24 protein-coding genes and 1 pseudogene are annotated in these 24833 nt (G+C 64.4%); 7 read left to right on the top strand and 18 right to left on the bottom strand.

Annotated elements, in window-relative coordinates; translation table 11 throughout:
* Positions 1-315 precede the first annotated feature (315 nt).
* The 4 genes and pseudogenes from K309_RS37170 (at position 316) to K309_RS40210 (ending at position 4532) form a co-directional block, all read left to right on the top strand.
* A complete protein-coding gene (locus K309_RS37170) occupies positions 316-1305 on the top strand; it encodes a Bug family tripartite tricarboxylate transporter substrate binding protein (protein WP_051320571.1) in 990 nt (329 codons plus the stop codon).
* Between the two features lie 48 nt (positions 1306-1353).
* A complete protein-coding gene (locus K309_RS0123395) occupies positions 1354-1806 on the top strand; it encodes a tripartite tricarboxylate transporter TctB family protein (RefSeq protein WP_029048674.1) in 453 nt (150 codons plus the stop codon).
* Entirely contained in the window at positions 1799-3301 is a 1503-nt protein-coding gene (locus K309_RS0123390; protein ID WP_029048673.1) for a tripartite tricarboxylate transporter permease, read from the top strand. Before K309_RS0123395 ends, K309_RS0123390 begins: the two co-directional genes overlap by 8 nt.
* A 384-nt stretch (positions 3302-3685) precedes the next feature.
* A pseudogene (locus tag K309_RS40210) lies at positions 3686-4532 on the top strand (DUF993 family protein).
* A gap of 545 nt (positions 4533-5077) precedes the next feature.
* On the opposite strand, the gene K309_RS0123375 reads toward K309_RS40210, so the two are convergent.
* The gene (locus K309_RS0123375; protein WP_029048671.1) at positions 5078-5815 is read right to left on the bottom strand and encodes an SDR family oxidoreductase; all 738 of its coding nucleotides are present in this window, start codon (positions 5813-5815) and stop codon (positions 5078-5080) included.
* A gap of 295 nt (positions 5816-6110) precedes the next feature.
* On the opposite strand from K309_RS0123375, the gene K309_RS37160 reads away from it, so the two are divergent.
* Complete coding sequence (locus K309_RS37160) at positions 6111-7055, top strand: LysR family transcriptional regulator (protein WP_051320570.1); 945 nt, start codon at positions 6111-6113, stop codon at positions 7053-7055.
* A gap of 196 nt (positions 7056-7251) precedes the next feature.
* On the opposite strand, the gene K309_RS0123365 is transcribed toward K309_RS37160, so the two are convergent.
* From K309_RS0123365 to K309_RS0123330, 8 genes are all read right to left on the bottom strand, one after another.
* The gene (locus K309_RS0123365) at positions 7252-8223 is read right to left on the bottom strand and encodes an NAD(P)H-dependent flavin oxidoreductase (RefSeq protein ID WP_029048670.1); all 972 of its coding nucleotides are present in this window, start codon (positions 8221-8223) and stop codon (positions 7252-7254) included.
* Between the two features lie 67 nt (positions 8224-8290).
* Positions 8291-9259 (bottom strand): tripartite tricarboxylate transporter substrate binding protein, encoded by a 969-nt coding sequence (locus K309_RS0123360; protein WP_029048669.1) that lies wholly within the window; start codon positions 9257-9259, stop codon positions 8291-8293.
* Positions 9260-9284: 25 nt separating this feature from the next.
* The gene (locus tag K309_RS0123355) at positions 9285-10055 is read right to left on the bottom strand and encodes a crotonase/enoyl-CoA hydratase family protein (RefSeq protein ID WP_029048668.1); all 771 of its coding nucleotides are present in this window, start codon (positions 10053-10055) and stop codon (positions 9285-9287) included.
* Positions 10056-10065: 10 nt separating this feature from the next.
* Positions 10066-10863: an SDR family NAD(P)-dependent oxidoreductase gene (locus K309_RS0123350; RefSeq protein WP_035878218.1), complete on the bottom strand. Its 798-nt coding sequence runs from the start codon at positions 10861-10863 to the stop codon at positions 10066-10068.
* On the bottom strand, positions 10860-12395 hold the full coding sequence (locus K309_RS37155) for a class I adenylate-forming enzyme family protein (protein WP_035878215.1): 1536 nt from the start codon (positions 12393-12395) through the stop codon (positions 10860-10862). Before K309_RS37155 ends, K309_RS0123350 begins: the two co-directional genes overlap by 4 nt.
* A 15-nt stretch (positions 12396-12410) precedes the next feature.
* Complete coding sequence (locus K309_RS37150) at positions 12411-13544, bottom strand: acyl-CoA dehydrogenase family protein (RefSeq protein WP_051320569.1); 1134 nt, start codon at positions 13542-13544, stop codon at positions 12411-12413.
* Positions 13545-13585: 41 nt separating this feature from the next.
* On the bottom strand, positions 13586-14731 hold the full coding sequence (locus K309_RS0123335; RefSeq protein ID WP_029048666.1) for a thiolase family protein: 1146 nt from the start codon (positions 14729-14731) through the stop codon (positions 13586-13588).
* Positions 14728-15138, bottom strand: a complete 411-nt coding sequence (locus K309_RS0123330) for a Zn-ribbon domain-containing OB-fold protein (protein WP_156914433.1) — start codon at positions 15136-15138, stop codon at positions 14728-14730. Before K309_RS0123330 ends, K309_RS0123335 begins: the two co-directional genes overlap by 4 nt.
* A 126-nt stretch (positions 15139-15264) precedes the next feature.
* Between K309_RS0123330 and K309_RS0123325 the strand changes: the two genes are divergently transcribed.
* Together K309_RS0123325 and K309_RS0123320 are read left to right on the top strand one after the other, a co-directional pair.
* Positions 15265-16398 (top strand): CaiB/BaiF CoA transferase family protein, encoded by a 1134-nt coding sequence (locus K309_RS0123325; RefSeq protein WP_029048664.1) that lies wholly within the window; start codon positions 15265-15267, stop codon positions 16396-16398.
* Between the two features lie 87 nt (positions 16399-16485).
* The gene (locus tag K309_RS0123320; RefSeq protein ID WP_029048663.1) at positions 16486-17058 is read left to right on the top strand and encodes a TetR/AcrR family transcriptional regulator; all 573 of its coding nucleotides are present in this window, start codon (positions 16486-16488) and stop codon (positions 17056-17058) included.
* A 66-nt stretch (positions 17059-17124) separates the two neighbouring features.
* Here K309_RS0123320 and K309_RS0123315 read toward each other — a convergent pair whose 3' ends face one another.
* From K309_RS0123315 to K309_RS0123275, 9 genes are all read right to left on the bottom strand, one after another.
* Positions 17125-17433, bottom strand: coding sequence for a Rieske (2Fe-2S) protein (locus K309_RS0123315; RefSeq protein WP_232232462.1), 309 nt, complete (start codon positions 17431-17433; stop codon positions 17125-17127).
* 7 nt (positions 17434-17440) lie between these two features.
* Positions 17441-17749, bottom strand: coding sequence for a YciI family protein (locus tag K309_RS0123310; protein WP_029048662.1), 309 nt, complete (start codon positions 17747-17749; stop codon positions 17441-17443).
* A gap of 5 nt (positions 17750-17754) precedes the next feature.
* Entirely contained in the window at positions 17755-18627 is an 873-nt protein-coding gene (locus K309_RS0123305; RefSeq protein ID WP_029048661.1) for an intradiol ring-cleavage dioxygenase, read from the bottom strand.
* Positions 18628-18671: 44 nt separating this feature from the next.
* Entirely contained in the window at positions 18672-19010 is a 339-nt protein-coding gene (locus tag K309_RS43065; RefSeq protein ID WP_029048660.1) for a dehydroquinate synthase/iron-containing alcohol dehydrogenase family protein, read from the bottom strand.
* 7 nt (positions 19011-19017) lie between these two features.
* Entirely contained in the window at positions 19018-20481 is a 1464-nt protein-coding gene (locus tag K309_RS0123295) for an aldehyde dehydrogenase family protein (RefSeq protein WP_029048659.1), read from the bottom strand.
* An 81-nt stretch (positions 20482-20562) separates the two neighbouring features.
* Positions 20563-21582: a hydroxyquinol 1,2-dioxygenase gene (locus K309_RS0123290; RefSeq protein ID WP_029048658.1), complete on the bottom strand. Its 1020-nt coding sequence runs from the start codon at positions 21580-21582 to the stop codon at positions 20563-20565.
* A gap of 47 nt (positions 21583-21629) precedes the next feature.
* Positions 21630-22154 carry a cupin domain-containing protein gene (locus K309_RS0123285; protein WP_051320568.1) on the bottom strand — a complete coding sequence of 175 codons (525 nt, stop codon included), beginning with the start codon at positions 22152-22154 and terminating at the stop codon, positions 21630-21632.
* Between the two features lie 71 nt (positions 22155-22225).
* The gene (locus K309_RS0123280; RefSeq protein WP_029048656.1) at positions 22226-23191 is read right to left on the bottom strand and encodes a Bug family tripartite tricarboxylate transporter substrate binding protein; all 966 of its coding nucleotides are present in this window, start codon (positions 23189-23191) and stop codon (positions 22226-22228) included.
* A gap of 63 nt (positions 23192-23254) precedes the next feature.
* Positions 23255-24832: an alkaline phosphatase family protein gene (locus tag K309_RS0123275; protein WP_029048655.1), complete on the bottom strand. Its 1578-nt coding sequence runs from the start codon at positions 24830-24832 to the stop codon at positions 23255-23257.
* Between the last annotated feature and the right edge of the window lies 1 nt (position 24833).

Below are 24833 nucleotides of genomic sequence, written 5' to 3'. Positions count from 1 at the left end.
CATTCCATTGATCGTTGCTTGACATGCATTTTTGTCGGGAGCATTCTTCTTCGTAAGTAACGATATGGTTCGGTAATTAAATAAAAGCTGAGCAAATCGCTAACGCCTTCGAGGATTCGTCAGTGATACCGAGAGCTTTGGTGTGCGCGCGTTGCTCTTCAATGGCGCGGCTGCTCTAGTCGTGCACGTGTTTGGTGAAAGTGAGCATCATGACTCGCACAGCGATACTGCCGAGCGGTTTCGCGGTCGAGGTCGACGCCGACCTCAAAATTTTCGAGTAGACGAATTGTTAGAACCATTCTTTGGAGAGATGTAATGAGCACTGGTCGTCGGAGCCTTTTGAAGTTCGCGAGCGTGGCCGTGGTGGCCCCGTGTTTGACCATGGGCTGGGGCACCGCCTGGGCCCAGTCGTCCAAGCCCATCACCTTGGTTGTGGGCTATGCACCTGGCGGCCTGTCGGATCTCATGGGCCGCCTGTTCGCTGCTGAGTTCTCCAAGACCGTGGGGCGACAGGTCGTGGTTGAAAATCGCCCCGGTGCCAACGGCAACATTGCCACAACCGCGGTGGCGAACGGGTCCAAGGATGGGGACATCCTTCTGTTCGCTTCCGGCGCACAAATGGTGCTCAATCCCAACGTCTATCCGAGTTTGCAGGTCAAGCCCATGGTGGATCTGACTCCGGTCGGGATGGTGGGCCAGGGTGACTTCATTGTTGCCACTAACACGAGCCTTGGTGTGAAGTCGATGACCGAGTTCATCGAACTCGCCAAGAGCAAGCCTGGGCAAATGAACTACGGCACGCCGGGCTTGGGAAGCTTTGGGCATGTACTTTCCGAACTCATCAAGGAGCGTACCCGCATCAACGTAAAGGCGGTTCACTACCGAGGGGCGGCGCTCATGCTCCCGGAGTTGATGGCCAATCAGGTGCAGTTCGTCGTGGAAGGTCCGACGCTGCTCAAGGAGAATATTGCGGCGGGTAAGCTCCGTGGCCTCATGGTGCTCGGGTCTCAGCGTTCCAAGCTCGTGCCGGATGTGCCCACGAGTTCGGAACTCGGGCTAAAGGGGTTGGAAGGAATCTCCAATTGGTTCGGTGTGATGGCTCCGAAGGGCTTGGCTGCACCAACCCTGGCAAGCTACCGCGCGGCGCTCCAGAAGGTCACGGCTTCACCAGAATTTGCGGCAAAGCTTGAGGCGAACGGCATGTCCTCGGCGGCGACGACCCCGGAGGAGTTCAGCAAGAAGATCGCCAACGAGACGCAACTGTTCAAGCAGGTCGCGAAGACGGCAAATATCGTCGCGGAATGACATTGCGACAGCGATGAGATTGACTGTGTCCAAGTACAAGGAGCAAACATGGGGCGCTTAAAATCGAATCAGAACTTTCTGTCCGGGCTATTGCTTGTCTCGCTGGCGGCGTTGTTCGGATTTCTTGGGCGCAACCTGAAGTTCGGGACGCCGTCCCAGATGGGGCCTGGCTTTGCGCCACTATTGCTTAGCTGCCTGTTGGGCGTCATCGGAGTGATCCTCCTCATCCGTGCGACCAGGGACCATACGACACCAGATGACTGGCCCGCCGGTCGCGTTCTGCTCATTGTGTGTGCCGCACCATTGGTGTTCGGCGCGCTGCTGAGGCCAACCGGACTTATCGTAGCCGTCGTCGTGACTTCATTGGTTGCTCGACTGGCGATGCCGGGAAAGATCGGCTGGGCCGATCTCATCGCGGCTGTTCTCTTGGCTGTCTTCTGCGCAGTGACGTTCGTCGTTCTGTTGGGTCAATCCATGCCGCTGTGGTCCGAATATGTTTGATACGTTAACTCTCTTGGCGCATGGGCTTGCGGTCGCAGCCACGCCGATCAATCTACTTTTCGCGCTGGTTGGATGCTTGTTGGGAACGCTGATTGGCGTCTTGCCGGGCATCGGCCCGCTCGCAACGATCTCGATGCTCCTGTCGATAACGATTCGACTGGAGCCAGTGACGTCGCTAATCATGCTTGCCGGTGTCTACTACGGCGCGCAGTACGGAGGATCGACAACCGCAATCCTTTGCAAGATACCTGGGGAAGCCTCCTCGGTCGTGACAGCAATTGATGGCTACATGATGGCAAAAAAAGGGCGAGGTGGTACTGCATTGGCCGCAGCCGCGTTCAGCTCTCTGCTGGCGGGCATCATCGCGACTTTCTTTATCGCGTTCTTCTCGCCCATGCTGGCCCAGTTCGCCATCAACTTCAATGCGCCCGAGTACTTCTCGCTAATGCTGTTCGGCCTACTCTCTTCGGTGTTCTTCAGCGCGGGAAGCAAGCTCAAGGCCCTCGCAATGGCTATACTCGGATTGCTGTTCGGTTTGGTTGGAACTGATGTAGAGACCGGCGCGCTTCGATTCACGATGGGCATTGGAGAGTTTACGGACGGCTTGGATCTGGTGGCGATCAGCATGGCCTTCTTTGGGCTAAACGAGATCATTACCAACATCAGCGAAAAGCAGAAGGCGAAGACCACGACTTATCCTATCGGTTCGACGAAGATGACCGGCAGTGACGTCCGCCGGGGCGTCCCGGCTGCTCTGAGAGGGACGCTTATCGGGTCGATCCTTGGAGTGCTGCCCGGTGGCGGTGTGCAACTCAGCCCATTTGCTTCCTACATGGTCGAGCAAAAGGTATCGAAGCACAAAGCTGAGTTGGGGGAGGGCGCTGTGGAAGGCGTTGCGGGCCCCGAGGCGGCCAATAACGCAGCTGCGCAGACCTCGTTCATTCCACTTCTGACGTTGGGTGTTCCTGGAAATCCTGTGATCGCACTGATTCTCGGCGCAATGATTATGCAGGGCATCCAGCCTGGGCCTCAGGTACTGACGAAACAGCCTGAACTGGTATGGGGTTTAATCGCAAGCATGCTAGTGGGTAACGTCATGCTGGTCGTCATCAATCTCCCATTGATCGGCCTGTGGGTGAGGTTGCTGAGTGTCCGTCAGGCCATCCTGTTTCCCATCATCATCGTGTTCTCGTGCATCGCAGTCTATACCGTGAGCAGCAGTCTCGTGAACCTGGTCATGATGTCAATCCTGGCTGTCTTGGGCATCGTCCTCACCACTCTGCGATTTCCGCTGATTCCGCTGCTCCTAGGTCTCGTCCTTGGCCCGATGATGGAGGAGAGCTTGCGACGTGCCTTCAGCATTTCGCGAGGGGATCCCACCGTATTTGTGTCGCGTCCCATATCGCTAGCGATCCTAATGCTGACGGCTGCAACTCTGGCGATCGTGTTCTTGCCGGCGATACGTAGGAACGAGGCTATCTTCGTGGCTGACTAGGAAGTGGTGTGGGCTGCAAGGTCGAGAGGGGCGCCGCTACTACGCGCCATTCGAATCCGAAATCCGTGCCGGCACCGCCGACGTGTACCGCCACGAGATGCCGGGCGGCCAGTCACCAATCCGCGCGAACAGGCGCGCGCGCTCGGCATCGCCGGCCCCGCGGCCAGAAAGCTTCCAGCAAGTGGGGGTGTGCAATGACGCATCAAGTCGCCCTTGTCACCGGATCCCGCCGCGGCATTGGACTGGCAATTGCTTGTGCTTTCTTCGGCCGGCTTTGATATTGACCTCGAAATTTAAGCACCGGTCGCAGCTCAGAGGGGTCACTGCGAGAAGGTCCCCGCGAAAGATCCGCTCCGCTCGGGTGAACTGAATGGCTCCCCGTCGGTGGACTGGGATCGGACCATCGCCTACCGCCGTTACCTCGTTGAGCAGGGACTGGGCATTGCCGAAGCCATGGATACCGCCCAGCGAGGGATGGGCCTGCCCTGGCTACGGCGCTGGAGTTGATTAAGCGAACCGTCCAAGAGACGGCGGACAGCCACGGGGCTCGCGTTGCTAGCGGCTGTGGCACGGACCAGTTTCCGAGTGGGGCACTGCGAAGCATCCCCGAGGTAGTGTCCGCGTATCAAGAGCAGCTAGACGGGATTCAGTCCGCCGGTAGTCAGATCATCCTGATGGCCAGTCGCGCACTGGCCCGCGTTGCAAAGTCGCCCGACGATTACATCTGCGTTTACCGGGACGTTCTCGTGCATGCCCAGGCCCCGGTCATTCTCCACGGGCTTGGCGAGAGTTTGATCCTGAACTGAAGGGCTATTGGGGAGGCGATGGCTATGCCAATGCGGCAGAAACTTGCCTGCGCATTATTCATGAAAGCCATCACAAGGTTGACGGCATCAAGATCTCGCTCCTGGATAAGGAGAAGGAGGAGGACTTCCGCCGTCGACTGCCTCCCGGCGTCAAGATGTACACCGGCGATGACTTCAACTATCCGGAACTGATTGCCGGCGATGGGCAGCACTATTCTCACGCGCTTCTGGTGCATTTTCGATGCAATTGCGCCGGCAGCCGCACAGGCGCTGGCGGCCCTGACCCGGGGAGTCCGGGTATGCAGCCTGGATCTCTATGCGATTCAGTTCAGTTCGCACTGGGGCGAAAACGTGGATTTCCGCAGGTAAGGAAGATTCGAAGGGTCTGCACTGAAAGAGCCCGCAGGCTCATTCCGGAATCTTGAGCCAGCTACGGGCGCTGCCTGCGGGAGTAATCACTCTCAAGTCAATCCAGCATGCGGGACTGCGCAAGCGTAGCAAACGCGATTCAAAGGAAGTGCTGCTGATTACTCCGAAGGCCTTCGAGATCCTGCTCATTGGGGTCATCAACAAGCTAAATTTGAAAAGGAGCGTAAAGTCGACTGTTCTCGGCGAGCGGATGTTTCTTGCGCATGTCGAGCCGATCCCCGCCCGTTTGCTGGTTGAACACCAGAAACTGCGTCGGGGCAACGCTGCACTGGCGCGTTCTCCTGTCGATCTGCTTGCCTCAATCGTAGAGCCTCGGTACCGCACCGTTGCCAACGGAAGAATCACGGTCGGGAAGTTGTCCTACGGCAGCCCGTCGAGCGTGCCAGACGGCGAAGAGGGGGCTCAAGCGCTGCTGCAATACGCTCAGTCTCGCCACACGGTTTTGTTGGGAAACAATAAGGGCCATCACGCCAGCGCAACGAAGCCGGAAACTGGTCGGCAGAACCGAGGCAGGGAATGGCTCATGGGCGGCCTCCGCCGATCAGGCCACGCCGCCATTGGCGCGCAGCACCTGGCCATTTACCCAGGCGCCGTCCTTGCCGGCCAGGAAGGCCACGACGGCGGCGATGTCGTCCGGTTGGCCCAGGCGTTCCAGCGGCGGCATCTTGGCAAAGGTCTGGATCTGCTCTTCTGTCTTGCCGTTGAGGAACAGGTCTGTGGCCACGGGACCGGGCGCCACGGCGTTCACAGTGATGCGGCGGCCGCGCAGTTCCCTGGCGAAAACGCGGGTGAAGGCTTCTACCGCAGCCTTGGTGCCGTTGTAGATCGCGTAGCCGGGCAGGTTCAGCGCCAGCGTGGTGCTTGACAGGTTGATGATGCGTCCGCCCTCGTTCAGTCGCGTGGCCGCCTCCCGCAGAGTATTGAACACGCCCTGCGTGTTGATCGCGAAATTCAGCGCGTACAGGTCGTCGCTGGTCTGCGCCAAGGGAGCGGTCTTGAGGATGCCGGCGTTGTTGACCAGGACGTCGATCTTGCCAAGTTTTTCTTCGACGGTAGCGAACATGGCCTGTACCTGTTCAGCCTTTGAAACGTCGGCCTGGATCGCGATGGCCGAAGCGCCAGCCTGAACCAGCTCGGCAACCAGGGCGTCGGCTTCTGCCGCGTTGGAGGCGTAGTTGATGGCGATGGCGAAGCCGTCGCGGGCCAGGCGGCGGGCGATGCTGGCACCGATGCCTCGAGACGCGCCGGTGATCAAGGCAATTTGGGAGATGGCGGTCATGGTCTGAATCCTTCGTTTGAGGGGGCGTGAGATGGATTCTCGACTATTCAACCCAAAAGATAATTATGGGAAGATTGCGATCACAATTCCATTTGCTTTAACTGTTGGGCGACGTGCGCTATGGCTTGCGGCGATCTTCTTGGGTTGCTGGCAGTCGCCGTTGATGTAGGCAGGATCCCGAACAGGCATATACCCAACAGGGACCAGCAGGAGGCGCACGCTGCACCTCTGGTTGTCTGGAATGGAATAGACAGGGTTGTTTGCGTTGTTTCGTTCACATCAACCATGGGCGCCGATGGATCGTTTCCAGGAAATGCAGGTTTTCGTCCGAATCGCGGACCGACGCAGTTTTTCGCTGGCGGCTGAGGATCTCCAGATTCCGCGCGCGACGGTGACAAACCTCATCAAGCGTCTGGAGCAGCGCCTCGGCGCCAGGTTGCTCGAGCGCACCACTCGACAGGTTCGTCTGACGCATGACGGCGAGGCTTACTACCACCGCTGCGTGCGGCTCCTGACCGACCTGGAGGAGGCGGAGAGCTCGTTTCGCGATGCACCGCCCAAAGGCCTGCTGCGGGTGAACCTGCAGGGCACTTTGGCCAGGCACTTCGTCGTGCCGGCTCTGGATGAGTTCCTGGCGCAGTACCCGGACATCACCTTGCATGTCGGGGAGGACGATCGGCTGGTCGATCTCGTTCGGGAAGGCGTGGACTGCGTACTGCGCGCCGGTGTCCTGCAGGACTCGTCCCTGATTGGCCGGCAGGTCGCGTTGTTGGAACAGGTCACTGTGGCGAGCCCTGCGTATCTTGAGCGGTATGGTGTGCCGAAGACGCTGGACGATCTGAAGAACCACTACGCCGTGGACTACGTCTCCAGCGCGACGGGTCGGCCGAGCCGCCTGGAATTCAAGGTTGATAAGGAAACTGTAGAGCGGCAACTCAAGTCGAGGATCTCGGTGACTGGCGCCGAGCTATATACAGGTGCTGCCGTTTCCGGACTCGGCCTTGTTCAAGTACCTGGCTATCGGATCGAGAGAGAGCTGGCAGCGGGTCAGCTACGGATTGTCTTGCCTGGCAACCCGCCGCCGCCGATGCCTGTATCGGTGCTATATCCTCAGAACCGGCAGCTGTCGGCACGTGTACGAGTATTCGCCCAATGGCTGGCAGCCCGTTTCGTGTCTCCCGCTTTGCACAGAGCCGATGGCTTCCGTGGCTGTGCCCACGCCGTTGCCTACAAAAGCTAAGCCAGCCCGTACGCTGCCGGTGCCGGCACTGCCGTATCAGTGCGACATAGTAGCCGTTGCGTGTTAGACCGGTCTCGGGTTCGCGGTTCAATCCATGGATCGCCAGCAACTTCTCAATAATCTGCTCGCGCTTGTGGAGACTGCGCCAGGGATATGTTGGTGAAGCCTTGAAGGCTGCTGGCGATCTTCGGCGGCATCAATGCTGCATCAGCCCCGCAGTCTGCGCTTGCGCCCGTGCATATTCCCCAGCCAGCACATCAACCAGTTCATCCACGGGAAGCACCCCATCCACCCCCGAAACGCTGTGCCCGGCACTCCAGATGTCGACCCAGCGCTTGGGGCCGTGCGCCTCCTGGCCATGCTCGCTGAACAGTTCGCGGGCGCGCTCGGGAGACACCTTGCCTTGCAGGGCCTGCGGGTCCAGCCCCGCCGCCACGATGGAGGGGCGCAGCATGTTGGTATCCAGCCCGGTGAAGGCCTGGGTCAGCAACACGTCGTCGAGCCGGCTGTCTACCAGCATGGCCTTGTAGCGGTTGGCACCCAGGCTTTCGGGCGTGGCGATGAAGCGCGTGCCCATCATGCCCAGATCACAGCCCAGGGTGCGCGCCGCCCACAGCGCGGCGCCGTCGGACATGCCGCCTGACAGCACGATAGGGCCGTCGAACATCCGGCGCACGGCACGCACAAAGGCAAAGGGGTTGGCCCACCCGGTCTGCCCGCCGGCGCCGGCCGTGAGCAGGATCAGGCCATCGGCCCCTGCCGCCAGCGCCTTCTCGGCATGGCGGATCGATGCCACGTCGGCGAACACCAGGCAGCCGATATCGTGCAGTGGCTGGATGACGGCCTCAGGTGAGCCAACGCTGGCGATGACCATCTCCACCCGGTGGCGGATGAGGACCCGCAGGTCCTCATCCAGAGTGGCCCGGCGGCGCATGATGATGTTTGGGCAGACCGGCGCGACCGGGCCAGGCGCTTCGGTGCACCGGGCCTTGATCTGGGTAAGCCAGGCGTCCAGCTCCTCGGCGCCACGGGCGTTGACCGTGGGAAACGCGCCGATGACGCCGCTGCGGCAGGCGGCTGCCACCAGGTCGGGGCCGGACACGCGCAGCATCGGCGCGGCAATTAGCGGCAGTCGCAGGCGCGACGCCAGCGATGAAGGCAAACTCATGCAATCCTCTCCATCAGGTGCTTGGGCATCCGCTCACCATGCGGTGCGCCAGGCCATGTCAGTTCGATCAGTTCGCATAGCCGGTCTTTTCGATCAGGCGGGCAAAGCGCTTGCGCTCCTCCTGCGCATAGAGCCTGGTCTTCTCCGGATCCAGATCGACCGTCTCGGAGCCGGCGCTGGCTTGCTCCACGTAGGCCAGATATTCCCTGGACTTCAGCGCGGCGGAGAATCCCTTGTACAGGCGCTGCACCAACTCGGGCGGCGTGCCGGCCTTGACGCCGTAGCCGATCCACACATAAGCCGTCGAATCGGGGTAGCCCAGTTCGCTGAAGGTCGGCACATCCTGGAAGGCCGCAGGCCTGCGCTCGTGCGTCAAGGCCAGCAGATGGATCTTGCCGGCGCGGAAGAATTCGCGCGAGGCGCCGGCATCGATGATCATCGCGTCGACATTGCCGCCTACCACGTCGTTGAGCGCGGGCGCCGGGGCCTTGTATTGCACGTTGTTGAGCTGGATGCCGAGGTCGCGCTGGATCATCAGCGCCAGCAGCTTGTAGTAATGCCCGCTGTAGGTGGCCAGCGACGCCTTGCCCGGGTTGGCCTTGGCGTAGGCGATGAACTCGGTGAGCGACTTGTACCTGCCTGCCTTCACGACCAGGGCGGCACCGCCGCGCACCGAAGTAATGACGGGCTGCAGCTGGGTTTCCGGATTGAAGCGCAGGCTCTTGTTGACCAGCGGAACGATCACCATGTTGCTGGGCGAGAGCATCAGCACGCGCGTTCCGTCGGACGGGCCGCTCAACACGTATTGCGTGGCGATCATGGTGTCGGCGCCTGGCTTGTTCTCGACGATCACCGTGCGCTGCAGTTCGCGGGACAGCACATCGGCAAGGATACGCGTGCTGGTGTCGGCGCCTGTGCCACCGCCCAGGGGCAAGATGATGCTGATCGGGGTCTTGTCCTGCGCAAGCAGCGGCGAATGCGCTGCCCATGCCGTGGCCGCCGCTGCGGAGCCCAGCAGAAAGCTTCGTCTTTGCATAGTTGTCTCCTCCTTGTTCCTGGCGCTATTCGCCGGACCAGACCGGCGCGCGCTTGGCCGCAAAGGCCTTGAGTCCTTCCACCCGGTCCTTTGAGTTGAGCGCAACCTGGGCAATCGGCATCTGGTTTTCCCAGGCTTCGAGCTCAGGCCATTCGAAGGCCTTGGACATGATGCGCTTGGATGCGGCCAGTGCCGTCGGGCCGTTCACCAGCAGCGAGCGGGCCAGCTCCATGGCGCTGTCCAGGGTCGTGCCCGGCTCGACGATCCGGTTCAAGATGCCGTAGGGCCGCAGGAAGCCGGCGTCGTAGATCTTGCCGGTCAGGGCCATCTCGAACGCGATGTTGTAGGGAATCTTCTTGGGCAGGCGGAACAGCCCGCCGCCCACGGCCACCAGGTTGTGCCTGACCTCGGGCAGGCCGAACTTGGCGTTGGCGGCGGCCACCACCATGTCGGAGGTCAGGCACAGCTCGAAGCCGCCGCCCACGGCGTAGCCCTCGACGGCGGCGATCAGCGGCTTGCGCAGCGGATGCACGAAGCAGCCGAAGCCACCGCGCCGCAGCCTGGTGCGCTTGACGCCGCTGGCCGCTTCCTTCAGGTCGGCGCCGGTCGAGAAATTGCCGCCGGCCCCATGGATGACGGCAACGAAGCAGTGCTTGTCCTCGTCGATTTCGTCCATGATGTCCTGCAGCGCGATCGCCATCGCGTTGTTGCAGCAGTTCTTGACTTCGGGCCGGTTCAGGGTGATGACGGCCACTCCGTCCTTCTTCTCCAGCATTGCGGCTTGCTCGGTGGTCATGGTGCGCTCCTCACAGGTTGAACGAGAACCCGCCGTTGACCGGATAGGTCTGGCCCGTGATCCACGAACTCGATCCTGATGCCAGGAACAACACCATGTTGGCCACGTCCTCGGGCTGCCCCACGCGGCGGATCACGTAGTTCGACAGCATCTTCTTTGTCCTGTCGGGATCAGCCTCCAGGCGCGCGGCGATCGCCGGCGTCGCCGTGGCGGAGATGGCGACGCAATTGGCGGTGATGTTGTAGCGCCCCAGGGCCCTGGCCGCGCCGCGCATGAAGCCGGCGGCCCCGGCCTTGGCGCCGGAGTAGATCTCCAGGTTAGGCTCGCCCACGCGGCCGGCGTCGGAGATGATGGTGATCAGCCGGCCCGCGTTCTTTTCGATCATGCCGGGCACGACTGCCGCGGTGCAGTTGATGACGCCGTAGAAATTGACGCGGATGAAGCTGTCCCAGGCCGCCTCGCCGACCTCCCAGAAATGCTTGCGCGCTTCCGGGTTGGGGTTGACGCCCGAATTGCCGGCGTTGTTGACCAGGATGTCGATGCTGCCGCCGGCCTCGTGCGCGGCCTGCGCAAACGCGGCCTTGACCTGCTCCTGGTCGGTCACGTCGCACACGGCAGCCACGCCCTTCACGCCCAGCGCCTCGATTTCCTGCACCACCGCCTGTGCCCGCTCGGCATAGAAGTCGTTGACGATGACGGCCCGGGCTCCGCTTCTGGCGAAGTGCAGGGCCACCTCGCGGCCCACGCCCTGGCCCGCGCCGGTGACGGCGGCGATTTTTCCGTTGAGGTCGGTCAGGTTCAAGGTCATACGTTGCGCTCCTGGTTGTTCCAATGGGGTTGGCGAAGCTCGCGCTTCAGGATCTTGCCGACGGCATTGCGCGGCAGTTCGGCGACATGGACAAAATCCCGTGGCCGCTTGTACGACGCCAGGTGCGCTTGCCCCAGCGCAGCCAGCTCGTCGCCGGCAATGGGCTGGCCGTCCCTGGATTCGTAGTAGGCCACCACCTTCTCGCCAAATTCTTCGTCGGGCAGGCCGACCACCGCGATGTCGAGCAAGCCGGGGTGCTGGTAGAACGCGGCCTCGATTTCCGCGGGATAGATGTTGACCCCGCCCGAGATGATCATGTCCTTGGCGCGGTCGGTGATGTAGAGATAGCCGTCTTCATCGAGGTGCCCCATGTCGCCCGTGCGGAAGAAGCCGCGCGCATCGAGCGTGTCTTCATCCAGCGGCGGCGCATTGAGATAGCTCCTGATCACGGCGGGGGTGTCGACCCAGATCTCGCCAACGGTGCCGCAAGGGCACGGCTTGCCGTCCTCGTCGCGGATCTCCACTTCCACGCCGTCATAGGGGAGGCCGCTGGAGCCGGGTTTTCTGAAATGGTCTTCCGGCTTCATGCCGGCAACCATGCCGGTCTCGGTGGAGCCGTAGCCCTCATGCAGCACCGGCCCGAACTGCTCGTGCACCCACCGCTTGATCGCCATGGGTACAGGTGCGGCGCCGATGCCCATGCTCTTGAGGCGCGGCACCTGGCGGCCCGAGGTCTCCTGGTAGCTTTTGAGCCGCTTGTACATGGTGGGCACGCCAGTCCAGTGCGTGACGCCGTGCTTCTCGGCCAGGTCGAACCACTGGGCGGCATCGAAGCGGTTCTGCAAGACCAGCATGGAGCCGCTGGCCATTGCCACGCGCACCTGCGAAGGGCCGGAGCCGTGGTGCAGGGGCATGGACACCAGCACTACGTCGGACACCTGGTACCGCTTGTACGCCCCGCCCTGGGCCTCCAGGTAGCGGTTCAGGCGCTCGTTGCCCGGCTCGGGCCGCATATGGCGCTGTACGCCCTTGGGCTTGCCCGTGGTACCGGACGTGTAGATGATCTGCTCGCACAGTTCGTCCATGGTGATGGGCGCTCCGCACGGCTGGGTCAGCGCGCTCCATTGGCTCTCTGCGCCGGTGCGGGTCACCGGAACGATGGCGTCCCGCGGCAGCGCAGAGATTTTTTCCATGAACGCCTGCGGCTGCTCGTCGTCAAGGATCAGCATCCTCGCGCCGGCGTTCTCCAGCACATAGTTGACCTCGTCGGCGACCAGGCGCCAGTTGATGCCCAGCAGCCGGGCCTTGAGCTTGGACAGCGCCAGCATCAGGGCCACCCATCGCGACGTGGTCTGCATGCGCAGCGCCACGATGTCGCCGGCGCCGACACCGCGCCGGGCCAGTTGATTGGCGATGTTGTCGGCCAGCGTGTTGACTTCGCGCCAGGTCAGGGTTTGGTCTGCGGCGAGCACGGCGGGCCGGTCTGGCTGGATCTGCGCCCAGTGCTCAGGCAGGGTCGGTACGGTTGTCATCGGGGTGTCCATCCTTCAGCGAAACAGGTGGCGGGCCAGCACGTGGTACTTGTGCACCTCGGTCGGGCCTTCATAGATGCGGGCAGGGCGCTGCGAGCGATACCAGTGCGCGATGGGGTTATCCAGCGACACGCCGGCCGCGCCGAAGACCTGCACGCCACGGTCGAGCACGCGGCCGACCACCTCTGTGGCCTGCATCTTGATCAGGCTGGCCTCGACACGCGTGTCGTGGCCGGCATCGGCCTTCCTGGCGGCGGCGTACATCATCAGGCGGCACTGGTTGATGTCGATCCATGAGTCCACGACCATGGCCTGGATCGCCTGCTTCTGCGACAGGGCGGAGCCGAAGGTCACGCGCTGCCTGGCATACTCGGTCATCATCTCGAGCGTGCGCATGGCGATGCCCAGGGCACGCGCGCCCACGCCGAAGCGCGCCTGCGACAGGATGATCTGCGCGTTGCGGAAGCCTTCGCCGCTGGCGCCGATCAACGCATCCTCGGGCACTTCACAGTTGTCGAAGATCAGCTCGTTGGTGATCATGCCGTCCAGCGTCTGGATGTCTCGCGACACGTTCAGGCCGGGATTGGACTTGTCCACCGCGAACATGGAGATGCCGCCGTGCTGGCGCTTTTCCTGGTCGGTCACGGCCACGACGAAGATCACCTCGGCGGGGCCGACGCTGGAGATGAAGACCTTGGTGCCGTTGATCACCCACTTGTCGCCCCGCTTGACGGCTTTGGTCTGGATCGCATTGCCGGGGTCGGCGCCGCCCGAAGGCTCGGTCTGTGCAAACGCATACCGCAACCGGTCTTCCAGGCAGGGATCGAGGTAGCGCTCCTTCTGCACGCCCGTGGCGTTGAAGAGGAACGGCGGCACCTGCCCGCCGAAGCGCAGGGGCACCAGGCATTGGTAGTTCTGCTCGATGACCGCCAGCTGCTGCGTCACCGTCAGCCTGGCGCCGCCCAGCGCCTCGGGCAGCGTCAGGCCCCACAGGCCCACCTCCTTGGCGGCCCTGGTGCCGGGCAGCAGGTCCTGCGGGGTGATCTCGCCGCCCTGCAGCTTCCTGGCCTCCAGCGGCATCTGGTGCTTGTGCACCAGCTTGCGGGTGAGGTCCACGATGGCACGCGTGTCCTCGTCGAATTCGACCATCTAGTCGATCATGTGCATGTCTCCTGGATGTGATTCGCGGCTCAGATGCCCAGCACGTGCGCGTAGCAGACGGCGCCCACGCCCACCATGTGCGCCAGCCCCGTGCGCGCCCGGGGCTGCTGCCGCTGCCCGGCCTCGCCGCGCAGTTGCAGCGTGATTTCGGCGATCTGCCCCACGCCGGTGGGACCGATCGGGTGCCCCATGGCAATGAGCCCGCCGGATGGGCTCACGGCCACCTTGCCGCCGATGTGGAACTCGCCCGCCTTCAAGGCCGGTATGGCCTGGCCCGGCTTGCACAGGCCCATGGCCTCGACGTACAGCACTTCCTCGATCGCGAAGGCGTCGTGCAGCTCGACCACGTCAAGCGCCGTGGGTGCCACGCCGGCCTCCTGCAGCGCCTGCAGGCAGGTGGTCTGCGTAAGCAGTTCGTCGAACGCGGTGGCGTCCTTGTACACAGCCTGGCTCCGGGCGGCAGACGACAGCACGCGCACCGCGCGGCCGGGCTCGATGCCGTGCGCCTTGACCGCGTCTTCGGACATCAGCACCACCGCCGCCGCGCCTTCGCCGACCGGCGTGCATTGCAGCACCGTGAGGTCGCCCGACACCTTGCGCCCCCCCAGCACCTCCTCAAGGGTGCGCGGCTTCTGCCGCTGGGCGTTCGGGTTGAGCGCGCCGTTGTTGTGGTTCTTCACCGCGGCCAGCGCGATGTCGCGCATGTCGGCCCCGGAGCGATGCACATACTTGTCCGCCAGCAGCGCAAAATGTGTGAACGGCGCGATGTACTCGCTCGCCAGCTGCTCGATGCCAGCCTGTGTCTCGGCACGGACCACCGGCGCGCGCTTGTCCACGCCCAGCACCAGCGCGGTATCTGCCAGGCCGCTGGCCACTTCGATGCAGGCATTGCGGAACGCCGTCGAACCGGAGGCCGAAGCGTTTTCGACATGGGCGATGGGCAGGCCCGTCGCCCCAAGGTGGCGCAGGATGGGCCGGCCACAGGCCATGCCCAGCAGCGCCCGGGCAACATAGGCCGTGTCCACGCAGGCAATGGGCACGCTCGCGTCTGCCAGCGCCTGGCGCGCGGCAGTCAGGCCCAGGGTCACGTACGACGTATCCGACGGATCCTGGTAGCGGTGCCAGCCAATGCCCACGACGTAGACCGGCCGCAGGTCCTTCAATGTTTGCTTCATGCGGTCACCCCGAATCGGAATTCCAGAACCGCGGGGTCTTGCCCGCGCTGACGCAGCACGCCATGGACGCGCCGGCCATGCCAGTCGCCAGCCTCGTGCCCAACGTCGAGCAGGGCGCGCACCACCGGGCCGGCGTCGAGCCGGACCTCGGCCACCGTGAATGGCACCGCAGGCTCCGGCTGGGCATGGATGTGGACCTGGCTGGTGCCCAGCACCATGCCTTGCGCCGCCAGTTCGATATCGGCCAGTTCGCTGCTGCCGCAGCACTCGCATCCGTAGTGCTGCGGTGGGAACGCCACTTCATCGCATGCTGAGCAGCGGACCCCTTTGAGAAAAGGGGTCTGGTGGGCGTCCCGGCCACAGAGGGTGGGTTTCTCGATGTGGGAAGTTGTGTCGTCTGTCTTCATGTTTTTTCCTCAACTTACTTACCATACGGTTGGTAAGTTTGTATGATTTAGCAAATAGGGTTTTCACGCAGTCCGGCCATCTCTTGCCGGCCCTGCCATTCCAGTCATTCCAACAAGGAGCTCCAGATGGGCCCACTCGCAGGCGTCAAAGTGATCGAAATCAGCGGCATCGGGCCCGGCCCGTTCTGCGGCATGCTGCTGGCCGATCTGGGCGCGACCGTCATCGCCGTCGAGCCGCCCGAGCGCCTGGCCACGCCGGAACGGCCCCACGCCATCACCAGCCGCGGCAAGCAGTCGGTAGTGCTGAATCTAAAGGATCCCGTGGCCGTGGAGGCCGTGCTGCGGCTGTGCGAGGGTGCCGACCTGCTGATCGAAGGCATGCGCCCCGGCGTGATGGAGCGCCTCGGCCTGGGGCCGGAGGTGTGCCTGCAGCGCTGGCCCACGCTGGTGTACGGCCGCATGACGGGCTGGGGCCAGGAGGGCCCATGGGCGCCGCGCGCCGGCCACGACAGCAACTACACCGCCCTCAGCGGCGCCCTGTGGTTTGCCGGCCCGGCCGGTGAGCCGCCGATGGCGCCGTCCACCGTGCTGGGCGACGTGGCCGGCGGCGCGCTGTATCTGGCGGTGGGGCTGCTGGCAGCGCTGCAGCATGCGCGCAGCACGGGGCAAGGGCAGGTCGTCGATGCCGCCATCGTCGATGGCGCTGCCCACATGCTTAACCTGATGCTGGGCGCCATCCAGCGGCGCGGCGGCGGCTTCGAGCGCGGCACGCAGGCTTTTGACGGTTCGCATTGGGCGGCGCAAAGCTACCAGTGCCAGGACGGCGGCTGGATCAACTTTGCGCCGCTGGAACCCAGGTTCTATGCCGAGTTGCTCGCGCGCCTGGAGCTGGACGGCGACGCGCGTTTTGTCCGCGGCCAGAACGACCCCGGCCTGTGGCCCGAGCTCAGGCAAGCCATGGCCGCGCTCATGCGCTCGCGCACCCGCGCCGAATGGGAAGCCCGCCTGGGAGGCAGTGACGCCTGCTGGGCGCCCGTGCTGGCGCCGCACGAGGCCGCCCGCCACCCACACATGGCTGCGCGCCAGAGTTATGTCGAGCGTGGGGGCGTGCTGCAGGCCGCCCCCGCGCCGCGGTTCTCGGCCACGCCGCCGGAGATGCGGGACATCACGCCCGTGGGCACTCACACGCGCGAAATTCTGAGCACTCTGGCTCTAACGCCCGATAATCTGGAGAATTTGCTCCGTTCACAAAACGCCTGAGTTTGCTTAACCATGACTGCCACGACACCCCATACCGTCCGAACCCGACGCACGCAGGAGGAGCGGCGCGCTACGTCGGAGCTGGCCTTGATCAAGGCCGCCACGACGGTCATGCGCGCCAAGGGCGTTGGTGGCATGACGATTGCTGAGGTGGCCGAGACCGCGGGCGTCAGCAAGGGGCTCGTCGTTCACCTGTATGGCAGCAAGCAGGCGCTGCAACTGGCCGTGCTGACCGAGCTGCGCGCCGAGTTCGCCAAGCGCTTCCACCAGGCGGAAGGGCACACGTTTGGCCTCGAACGTCTGCGTAGCTTCATACGCGCGCACTTTGGCAGCCTCAGCAAGCCAGACTCCAACACCCAGGTGTTCTCGGCGCTGCTGTCGGAGGCCATCTTTCAGGATCAGGAGTTCGCCGCGGACGTCGCGAGCATGAACGACGCCACGATCGCTTTCGTGCGCGAGTGCCTGGAGGCGGAACAGTCCCGGGGCACCCGCTTCATCGAGTCCGACCTGGACAGCCTGGCCACTTTCATTGTCGCCAACATGCGCGGCATCGCGCAGGTCTTTTCCATCAATGCCACCGCCAAGAGCAAGACCCTTGACACGAAGAAGCTGATGCACCTGTGCGAGGCGATGGTGGATCGCATGGTGGTTTCCGGTTGATGCTGACCTGGCGGTTCCTTCGTCTGGGCGCAGCAGAAGTCGATACTGCCGTTTGACCCTTGCGGCTTACTGCAGGAAGACTTTTCCCTGAACCACCCGGACCGCCCGGGATGCCAAGGCGCTACCCTGGCACGGGCCATCGATGCAGACGCCGTCGTGAAAACGGAACAGCGCCGAATGGTGGGCGCACATCAAGACCTCGGCCTCATAGGTATGGATCGTGCCGGGGACGAAGTCGAGTGGTATCGAGAAGTGCGGGCAGCGGTTCACGTAAGCCCAGACCTGCGTGCCGCGGCGCACCAGGACCAGGTGCTCGGTGGCGGTCTGGATGGCCAGAGACTGGCCGTCGGCAATGTCTTCGAGATGGCAAAGCATGGCACCCTCAGGCTTCATCGGGATTGCCCAGGCTCCAGTGCCAGGGACGGACCTCGACACGCTCGAACAGGCCGGCGCGCATATACGGGTCGTCGGACAGGAAACGTTCGACGTCCACGATATTTCCGGCTTCGACCACCAGCAGCGTGCCGTTCATGGTTTCGCCTTGCGGGTCCAGCGTCGGCCCGCCCAGGCATACCCGCACCTTGTGGCTGGCGGTCTCGCGCAGGTAGGCGCGATGGGCCGGGCGCACGCGTTCGCGTACGGCCCGCATGCCCGGCTTGTCGGTGGCAAAGATGGCGTAGAAGGCTGGCATGCGGCTTATCGTGGCTCGAGGACGAAGTCATAGCAGGCTTCGCGGAACGGGCCGTCAAAGCCGAAGCGTGTTGCCAGCGGATGGTCGGCCGGACGCGCTTCGTACGCGACCTGCAGCGAAGGCTTGACGCCGAACACGGCATCGGATTCGAGATAGGGATCGCCCTGGTTGAAGAGGTGGGTAACCAGCGTGCGATGGTTCGGGGCATCGATCATGAAATGCAAGTGGGCGGGCCGCCAGGGATGGCGGTTGGTCGCCGACAACATGCGCCCGACCGGGCCATCGGTCGGGATCGGGTAGCTGACCGGAACGATGGTGCGGATGGCGTAGCAGCCATCCTCGTCCGTGCGGTAACGCCCACGCAGGTTGCCTTCGGGCTGCGCGGTGTCCTGGCCGGAGTACATGCCGTTCTCGGCGGTCTGCCAGATATCGAGCACCGCGCCCGCCAGCGGCGTGCCGTCGGTCGAGCAGACCCGGCCGTGCACCAGCGCCGGCGTGCCGGGCGTGGCGGCCATGTTCTCGCCGCAGGCGCGTTCGGGCATGCCGGCGATATAGAACGGCCCGAACACGGTGGTATCGGTGGCGCCGCCGGCATGGCGGTGGTTGATCGCGTCGACCAGCATCGAGACGCCCAGCGTATCGGACAGCAGGATGAATTCCTGCCGCACCTTGCCGTCGCACATCTTGCCGGTATCGGTCAGGAACCGGATGGCGGCAAGCCATTCCGCCTCCGTCGGTTCCACCTCGCGGACATAGGCGTGCAGATGCCGTACCAGCGCCTGCATCAGCGTCCTCAGGCGCGGGTCCGGCGTGGCGGCGAACCGCTCCACCACTTGTTCCGTCAGGGCTGCCTCGGCAGCCGCGTGCGGGGTTTCCATCGCAGTGTTCCTCCAAAGGCCGGTAACGGGAATCGCGCCGCCGCTCAGGCCGGAGCCTGGCCGCGCGAGGCGCGCCCGAGCAGCGCCAGGATGGCTTCGCGCTCAATCGGGCGCGGGTTGTAGTAGGCATTGGTACAGGCCGGCGTGGCGGCCTCATCCAGGCCAGCCTCCGGCATGCCGATCGGGGCAAGTGAGGCAGGGATACCGAGCGCCTGGTTCACGAGCAGCCCGGCGAGACGCTCGCCCAGCGCGCGCTGCTCCGGTGTGGTGAGCACCAGCGCCCGGTGCGCGCCCAGGCGCGCCACCTCTTCGGGCAGATGCTGCAGCGCATCCTCCCCGAAGACCACGCGCGATGGCGCGGACTGGTAGACAAAGCTCTCCATGATTGCCTCAGCGCTTGAAGTGCGGCGGGATTGCCGCGTCCACATTGACCCAGACCGACCGTGCTTCAGTGTAGTCATGCATGGCTTCGAATCCCATCTCGCGGCCATAGCCGGACTGTCCCACGCCGCCGAAGGGGCTGCCGGGATTGACCCGCTTGTAGCAGTTGATCCAGCACATCCCGGCATCGATCGCCTCGGCAAACCTGTGCGCGCGGGACAGGTCGCGCGTCCACAGGCCGCTGCCCAGGCCGTAGTCGGTGGCATTGGCGATGGCCAGCGCTTCGTCGTCGCTGCCAAAGCGCAGCACGGTGACAAACGGACCGAACACTTCTTCCTGTGCCACGCGATCTTGTGGCCTGCCTTCCACGATGGTCGGCTCGACGTAGTAGCCCGCGGACAGCGCGGCATCCGCGGGGGTCTTGCCGCCAGCCAGCACGCGCGCGCCCTGGCCGCGCGCGATATCCACGTAGGACAGCACGCGGTCGCGGTGCTGCGCCGAGGTGAGCGGCCCCATCTCGGTTTCCGGATCGAGCGGATTGCCGAGCCGGATCGAGCCCGCCAGGGCGGTGAAGCGCTCGAGGAACGCATCGGCGATCCGCTCGTGCAGCACCAGCCGCGAGCCCGCGATGCAGGCCTGCCCCTGGTTGTGGAAGATCGCCCACGCCGCGCCGTTGATGGCGGCGTCCAGGTTCGCATCGTCGAAGACGATATTGGCGCCCTTGCCACCCAACTCGAGCTGCACGCGCTTCAGGTTGCCCTGTGATGCCGCCACGATGCCGCGGCCGGTTGCCGTGGAGCCCGTGAAGGCGATCTTGCCCACGCGCGGATGTTCGGCCAGGCGCTGGCCCGCGGTGTGGCCAAAGCCCGGCACCATGTTGACGACGCCATCGGGGAAGCCGACCTCGGCCATCAGTTCGGCAATCCGCAGCGAGGACAGCGGCGTCAGTTCCGAGGGCTTGATGACCACGGTGTTGCCCGCGGCCAGCGCCGGGCCCATCTTCCAGCTGGTGAACATCAATGGGAAATTCCACGGCACGATCTGGCCCACCACGCCAATGGGCTTGCGCTGGACGTAGTTGAGGAACCCTGTCTCCACCGGGATCACGGAGCCCTGCAGCTTGTCGGCCATGCCGCCGAAGTAGCGGAAGCAGGCCGCCGTGCGGGGCACGTCCAATGCGCGCGAGTCGCGGATGGGGTGGCCCGTATCCAGTGACTCCAGTTGTGCGAGTTCCTCGGTGTGCGCCTCGATCCTGTCGGCCAGCTTCAGCAGCAGGCGCCCACGCTCGGCCGCTGGCATGCGTGACCAGGCCGGGAAGGCGCGGGCCGCGGCATCCACCGCAAGATCGACGTCGGCGGCCTGCGCCGCGGCGATGGCCGTGATCACGCTGCCGTCGTGGGGGTTCAGCACGTCGATGGTGCCGCCGTCCCGGGCGTCGACGAAACGGCCGTTGATGAAGAGCTTGTTCTGCATGGTTAGATGATTTCCGTGAGGTCCGAGAAGTCCGTGAGGTGCGTGAGGTCCGTGAGGTACGTGAGGTCGATTGGGCGGTGGTCAGAACTCGACCGGGTACGGCTTCAGTTCCCCGCTCTCATAGCGGCCGGGCAGGTCCGGCGTGGCGTTTTCCCACACCAGCAGCATCGAGCGCTTCGTCGAGTAGCCCTGGTGGCGGATATCGGCCGGCATGGCGCAGATGTCGCCGGCGCGCATGGTCACGCGGGCGCGCGGCGCGCCGGTGTTCTTGTCGCCGATGTCCCAGACGATCTCATCGGACAGCTGCAGGAACCACTCCACGCGGTCGTTGCCGTGGAAGACCGGCAGGATGAACTCCTCGGTGGTGGGGCAGAACAGGCTCTGGCCGCAGACCGAAGTCACCGACGGATTCCAGGTCACGTCCGAGCGGGACAGGTACTTGAACAGGCTGAAGGCATGGAGCTGCCCTTCGAAGCCCGGCCTGGCGTGCACCTCCGGTTCGTCCTGCGGCACGTCCAGGAAGGCCCGGTTCACCGGCAGGTCGTCGCGCAGCGGGGAATCGTCCGGCAGGCCCGGCATGCGGCGCGTGGCGATGCGCGAGCGCTCGATGGCCGCAATGTTGTCGCCATGCTTGCGGCCGAATGCCGTACCGGTTTCTTCGGGCGCCGCGAACGGGTCGAAGCCCGCGTTGGTCCAGTCATGCAGCATCGCCTTGAACGTGGCCATGATCAGCGGGGTCTCGAAGGTCTCGGTGTAGTCCACGCCGGCTTCCTTCATCACGCCGTTGAAGGCACCGGCGTAGACATCGACCTTGCCATAGTGGTTGCGCGTGCCGAACACGTGGTCGAAGTTGACCCAGCCATAGAAGAAGCCCCAGGCCACGTCGCGCATCAGCGCGCGCAGGAAGGCGTCGGCGGCGATGGCGTGCGTGCGTACCTGGTCTTTGACCGGCCAGCTCACCTTGACGAAGTATTCGTCGCGGGCAAACGCAAAGGCGCCGAGGTGGAAGCGCTTGTAGCCGGTGACCGGGTCCGGGGCGGTGGCAACGACTTTGTCGGCCGCGAAGGTGGCGGGCTTGATCGGGGTGTCGGGCATGGCCATGTCTGTTCTCCTGTTAGCACTGGTCTGGTGTGGGGGCGGATACCGCATTACTTGATGCAAATCTCCGACCATTTCTCGATCGACAACGCACCGAGGATGGTCTGCACCAGCAGTACACCGGGCTTCAGCGCCGTGAAGCGATAAGCGCAACCCGCGGGCAGCAGGCATTGGTGGCCCTGGCGTAGCACGATGTGGCCCATCGGCTTGCCCGCTGGCTCGGCGCCGGCCAGGACCGTGCCCTTGCCGGACGCCGGCGCTTCGTTCAGCGAGATCAGGTCGACGCGTACTTCACCATCCATCAGCACGGCGAACTCGTCATGGGCGCACGCATACCAGGGCGAAACGCCTTCCGCGCGCAGGGTCTCGATGACGTATTCCAGGTTCTTGCCCACTACCACTTTGTCGTAAGGCGCCGCGTGCGCCGCGACTTCGAAGATGTTGGAAAAGACGTAGTGCCGGGCGGAGCCCTGCGTGACTTCGATGGAACCCTTGCGATACCGGGCGAGGGAGCCAAACACGGTCTGGTGGGCAGTCTGGGCAGTCTGGGCAGTCTGGTGGGTGGCAGTGCTCATGGTGTCTCCTGTCATGGGTGGCGCGCCGCCGGCGGCCGCGGCGGCACGGAATTCGATCGGGACGGCGGGACTCAGTCCAGGTGCAGGCCGATCCTGTGGACGACGGCGCCCCATTTGGTGGCGTCGCTTTCCATCTGCCGTGCCATGGCGGCAGGCACGTCGGGCGCGGGATCGAGATCGTTAGCCTGCAGCTTTTCGCGTACCTCGGGCAGCTTCAGGATGCGGCCGATCTCCTCGTTCATGCGCCGTACGATGGCGTCCGGCGTGCCCTTGGGTGCAAACAGCACCTCGCGGAAGCTCGCGTCATAGCCGGGCATGCCGGCTTCCTCCATCGTCGGCACCTGCGGCGCCATCGCCGAGCGAGTGGAGCCGGATACCGCCAGGCCTACGAGCTTGCCTGCCTTGACATGGGGCGCGACCACCGGGGACGCGAGGAAGCCGCAGGGCACCTGGCCGGCCAGGACGTCCTGCATCGCCCGCGACGGGCCCTTGTAAGGCACGTGGGTCATCTTCAGGCTCGCTTGCGCCAGGTACAGCTCCATGGCCAGGTGTCCGGGCGTGCCGGGGCCGCCGGAGGCGTAGTTGACGCCGGGCTGCCCTGCCTTCGCCTTGCCGCTCAGGTCGGCGAGCGAGCGGATGCCGGACGAGGGGGCGCACACCAGCATCTGGTTAAAGCGCGCCAGCGTGATCACGGGCGTCAGGTCGGTGGGCTTGAAGTTCAGCTTGCGATAGACCGCCGGGTTGACGGTCACGATGGTGTCGGGCCCTTGCAGGAAGGTGTAGCCGTCGGCCGGCGCCTTCGCCACGACATCCGCGCCGATGTTCCCGCCGGCGCCAGGACGGTTCTCCACCACGACGGGCTGCCTGAGCGCCCGGCCGAGCTTGTCCGCAACCAGCCGCGAGGCGGTGTCGCCGGGAGAGCCCGCGGGGAAGGCCACGACGATCCGGACGGGGCGGCTGGGCCAGTCGCCCTGGGCCGAGGTGTGGGGCGCGGCGGCCAGGCACGCAATGGCCAGCGCCAGTCGGTAGGGTTTCATGTTGTCTCCTGATGTCGTTGTGTTTTTGTGTGATGCGATGTGAAGCAGCGGACGGGAAACGGGTCACCATCTGCCGATATGGATGCCCGCGGCGTCTTCCTTGCGGGTCCATCCCGCCATGGCGGCGTGGCTGACAGTGGGGTGGATGCGGCGGTTGCGCAGCCAGTCGAACAGCCGTGCCTGGAAGCGCTCGCGCACGGCGGCGTAGGCCGGGTCGGTGCCGAGATCGACGAATTCGTCCGGGTCGTTGCGCAGGTCGAACAGCTGTGGCGGCAGCCCTTCAAAGTGCACGAACTTCCAGTCGTGGTCCCGCACCATGGTCATGTGGCAGCCGTGTGCGGGGCGGCCGACCGGCTCGCGCACGAAGTCGCGGAAGGCGAAGTCGTTCTCGGAGAACACCGCATCGCGCCAGTCGGACGGCGCCTCGCCGCGCAGCAGCGGTGACAGCGAGCGGCCTTCGACGATGTGGTCGGGAACCGGCACGCCGTACGCGTCAAGAATGGTCGGCACCAGGTCGATGGCTTCCACCAGCCGCGATTCCACCCGGCCGCGCACGGCGTCCTGGCGCGGGTCATAGATGATCAGCGGCACCTTGGCGACGCTGTCGTGGAACAGCTCCTTCTCGCCCAGGTAGTGGTCGCCGAGGTAGTCGCCATGATCGCTGGAGAAGATGATCATGGTGTCGTCGAAGCGGCCGCTGCGTTCCAGGTAGTCAAAGAGCACGCCGAGCTGGTCGTCGATCTGCCTGATCAGGCCCATGTAGGTCGGAATGACCGTGGCGCGCACCGCTGCCTGCGAAAAATTCCGGCTTACCTCGCAATTGCGGAAGCCTTGCAGCACGGGATGCGCATGTTCGATTTCACGCGCGTCCTGCTTCGCGGGCAGCACATCTTCAGGGCCGTACAGGTCATGGTAGGGCGCGGGCGCGACATAGGGCCAGTGCGGCTTGATGTATGACAGGTGCAGCGTCCACGGACGGTCGGCGTTCTGCTCGATGAAGTCGATGGCGCGGCGCGTCATGTATGGCGTCTCCGAGTCTTCCTCGCGCACGCGCGCCGGCAGGCGGGCATGTCGCAGGTTCCAGCCGGAGAGGATTTCGCCGTTCTCGCCCAGCGCGGAATTGGCGTGGTCGTGCCATGGATTGGCGCCGTCGTAGCCACGCTGGCGCAGGTAGGCGGTGTACTGGTGGGCCTCGTCGGCAAAGCCGGGCGGCCAGATGCCGTCGTCGCGGTCGAACGGCTCGAAACCACCTTCGCCGGCCAACACGCCTTGCGCGCTTTGCGGGTCGATGCCCAGGCGCCCGATGCCGGCGCGGTCGGCCTCCACATGCGTCTTGCCGGCCACCGCGACGCGCACCCCGTGGGGCCGCAGGAAGTCGCCCAGCGTCATCTCGCCAATGGGCATCGGCACGAAATTCCAGACCGCCCCATGGCTCGTCACGTAGCGTCCGGTGTAGTAAGACATGCGCGACGGACCGCACACCGGGCCCTGTACGAAGGCGTTGGTGAAGCGCACGCCGCGGCCCGCAAGGCGGTCGATATTGGGCGTGTGCAGGCGCGGATGCCCGTAGCAGGACAAATAGTCCCAGCGCAACTGGTCGCACATGATCCAAAGCACGTTGCGTACGCACTGCCGTCCCATC

This window comes from Cupriavidus phytohabitans, assembly GCF_000426345.1.
Lineage (GTDB): Bacteria > Pseudomonadota > Gammaproteobacteria > Burkholderiales > Burkholderiaceae > Cupriavidus.
Note: the sequence above shows the minus strand (reverse complement) of the source record. Positions and strands in the feature narration are given on the sequence as shown.

Coding starts and splice junctions, on each gene's coding strand:
- K309_RS37170 (WP_051320571.1), top strand. CDS start 316: ATGAGCACTGGTCGTCGGAGCCTTTTGAAGTTCGCGAGCGTGGCCGTG.
- K309_RS0123395 (WP_029048674.1), top strand. CDS start 1,354: ATGGGGCGCTTAAAATCGAATCAGAACTTTCTGTCCGGGCTATTGCTT.
- K309_RS0123390 (WP_029048673.1), top strand. CDS start 1,799: ATGTTTGATACGTTAACTCTCTTGGCGCATGGGCTTGCGGTCGCAGCC.
- K309_RS0123375 (WP_029048671.1), bottom strand. CDS start 5,815: ATGACCGCCATCTCCCAAATTGCCTTGATCACCGGCGCGTCTCGAGGC.
- K309_RS37160 (WP_051320570.1), top strand. CDS start 6,111: ATGGATCGTTTCCAGGAAATGCAGGTTTTCGTCCGAATCGCGGACCGA.
- K309_RS0123365 (WP_029048670.1), bottom strand. CDS start 8,223: ATGAGTTTGCCTTCATCGCTGGCGTCGCGCCTGCGACTGCCGCTAATT.
- K309_RS0123360 (WP_029048669.1), bottom strand. CDS start 9,259: ATGCAAAGACGAAGCTTTCTGCTGGGCTCCGCAGCGGCGGCCACGGCA.
- K309_RS0123355 (WP_029048668.1), bottom strand. CDS start 10,055: ATGACCACCGAGCAAGCCGCAATGCTGGAGAAGAAGGACGGAGTGGCC.
- K309_RS0123350 (WP_035878218.1), bottom strand. CDS start 10,863: ATGACCTTGAACCTGACCGACCTCAACGGAAAAATCGCCGCCGTCACC.
- K309_RS37155 (WP_035878215.1), bottom strand. CDS start 12,395: ATGACAACCGTACCGACCCTGCCTGAGCACTGGGCGCAGATCCAGCCA.
- K309_RS37150 (WP_051320569.1), bottom strand. CDS start 13,544: ATGGTCGAATTCGACGAGGACACGCGTGCCATCGTGGACCTCACCCGC.
- K309_RS0123335 (WP_029048666.1), bottom strand. CDS start 14,731: ATGAAGCAAACATTGAAGGACCTGCGGCCGGTCTACGTCGTGGGCATT.
- K309_RS0123330 (WP_156914433.1), bottom strand. CDS start 15,138: ATGAAGACAGACGACACAACTTCCCACATCGAGAAACCCACCCTCTGT.
- K309_RS0123325 (WP_029048664.1), top strand. CDS start 15,265: ATGGGCCCACTCGCAGGCGTCAAAGTGATCGAAATCAGCGGCATCGGG.
- K309_RS0123315 (WP_232232462.1), bottom strand. CDS start 17,433: ATGCTTTGCCATCTCGAAGACATTGCCGACGGCCAGTCTCTGGCCATC.
- K309_RS0123310 (WP_029048662.1), bottom strand. CDS start 17,749: ATGCCAGCCTTCTACGCCATCTTTGCCACCGACAAGCCGGGCATGCGG.
- K309_RS0123305 (WP_029048661.1), bottom strand. CDS start 18,627: ATGGAAACCCCGCACGCGGCTGCCGAGGCAGCCCTGACGGAACAAGTG.
- K309_RS43065 (WP_029048660.1), bottom strand. CDS start 19,010: ATGGAGAGCTTTGTCTACCAGTCCGCGCCATCGCGCGTGGTCTTCGGG.
- K309_RS0123295 (WP_029048659.1), bottom strand. CDS start 20,481: ATGCAGAACAAGCTCTTCATCAACGGCCGTTTCGTCGACGCCCGGGAC.
- K309_RS0123290 (WP_029048658.1), bottom strand. CDS start 21,582: ATGGCCATGCCCGACACCCCGATCAAGCCCGCCACCTTCGCGGCCGAC.
- K309_RS0123285 (WP_051320568.1), bottom strand. CDS start 22,154: ATGAGCACTGCCACCCACCAGACTGCCCAGACTGCCCAGACTGCCCAC.
- K309_RS0123280 (WP_029048656.1), bottom strand. CDS start 23,191: ATGAAACCCTACCGACTGGCGCTGGCCATTGCGTGCCTGGCCGCCGCG.
- K309_RS0123275 (WP_029048655.1), bottom strand. CDS start 24,832: ATGGGACGGCAGTGCGTACGCAACGTGCTTTGGATCATGTGCGACCAG.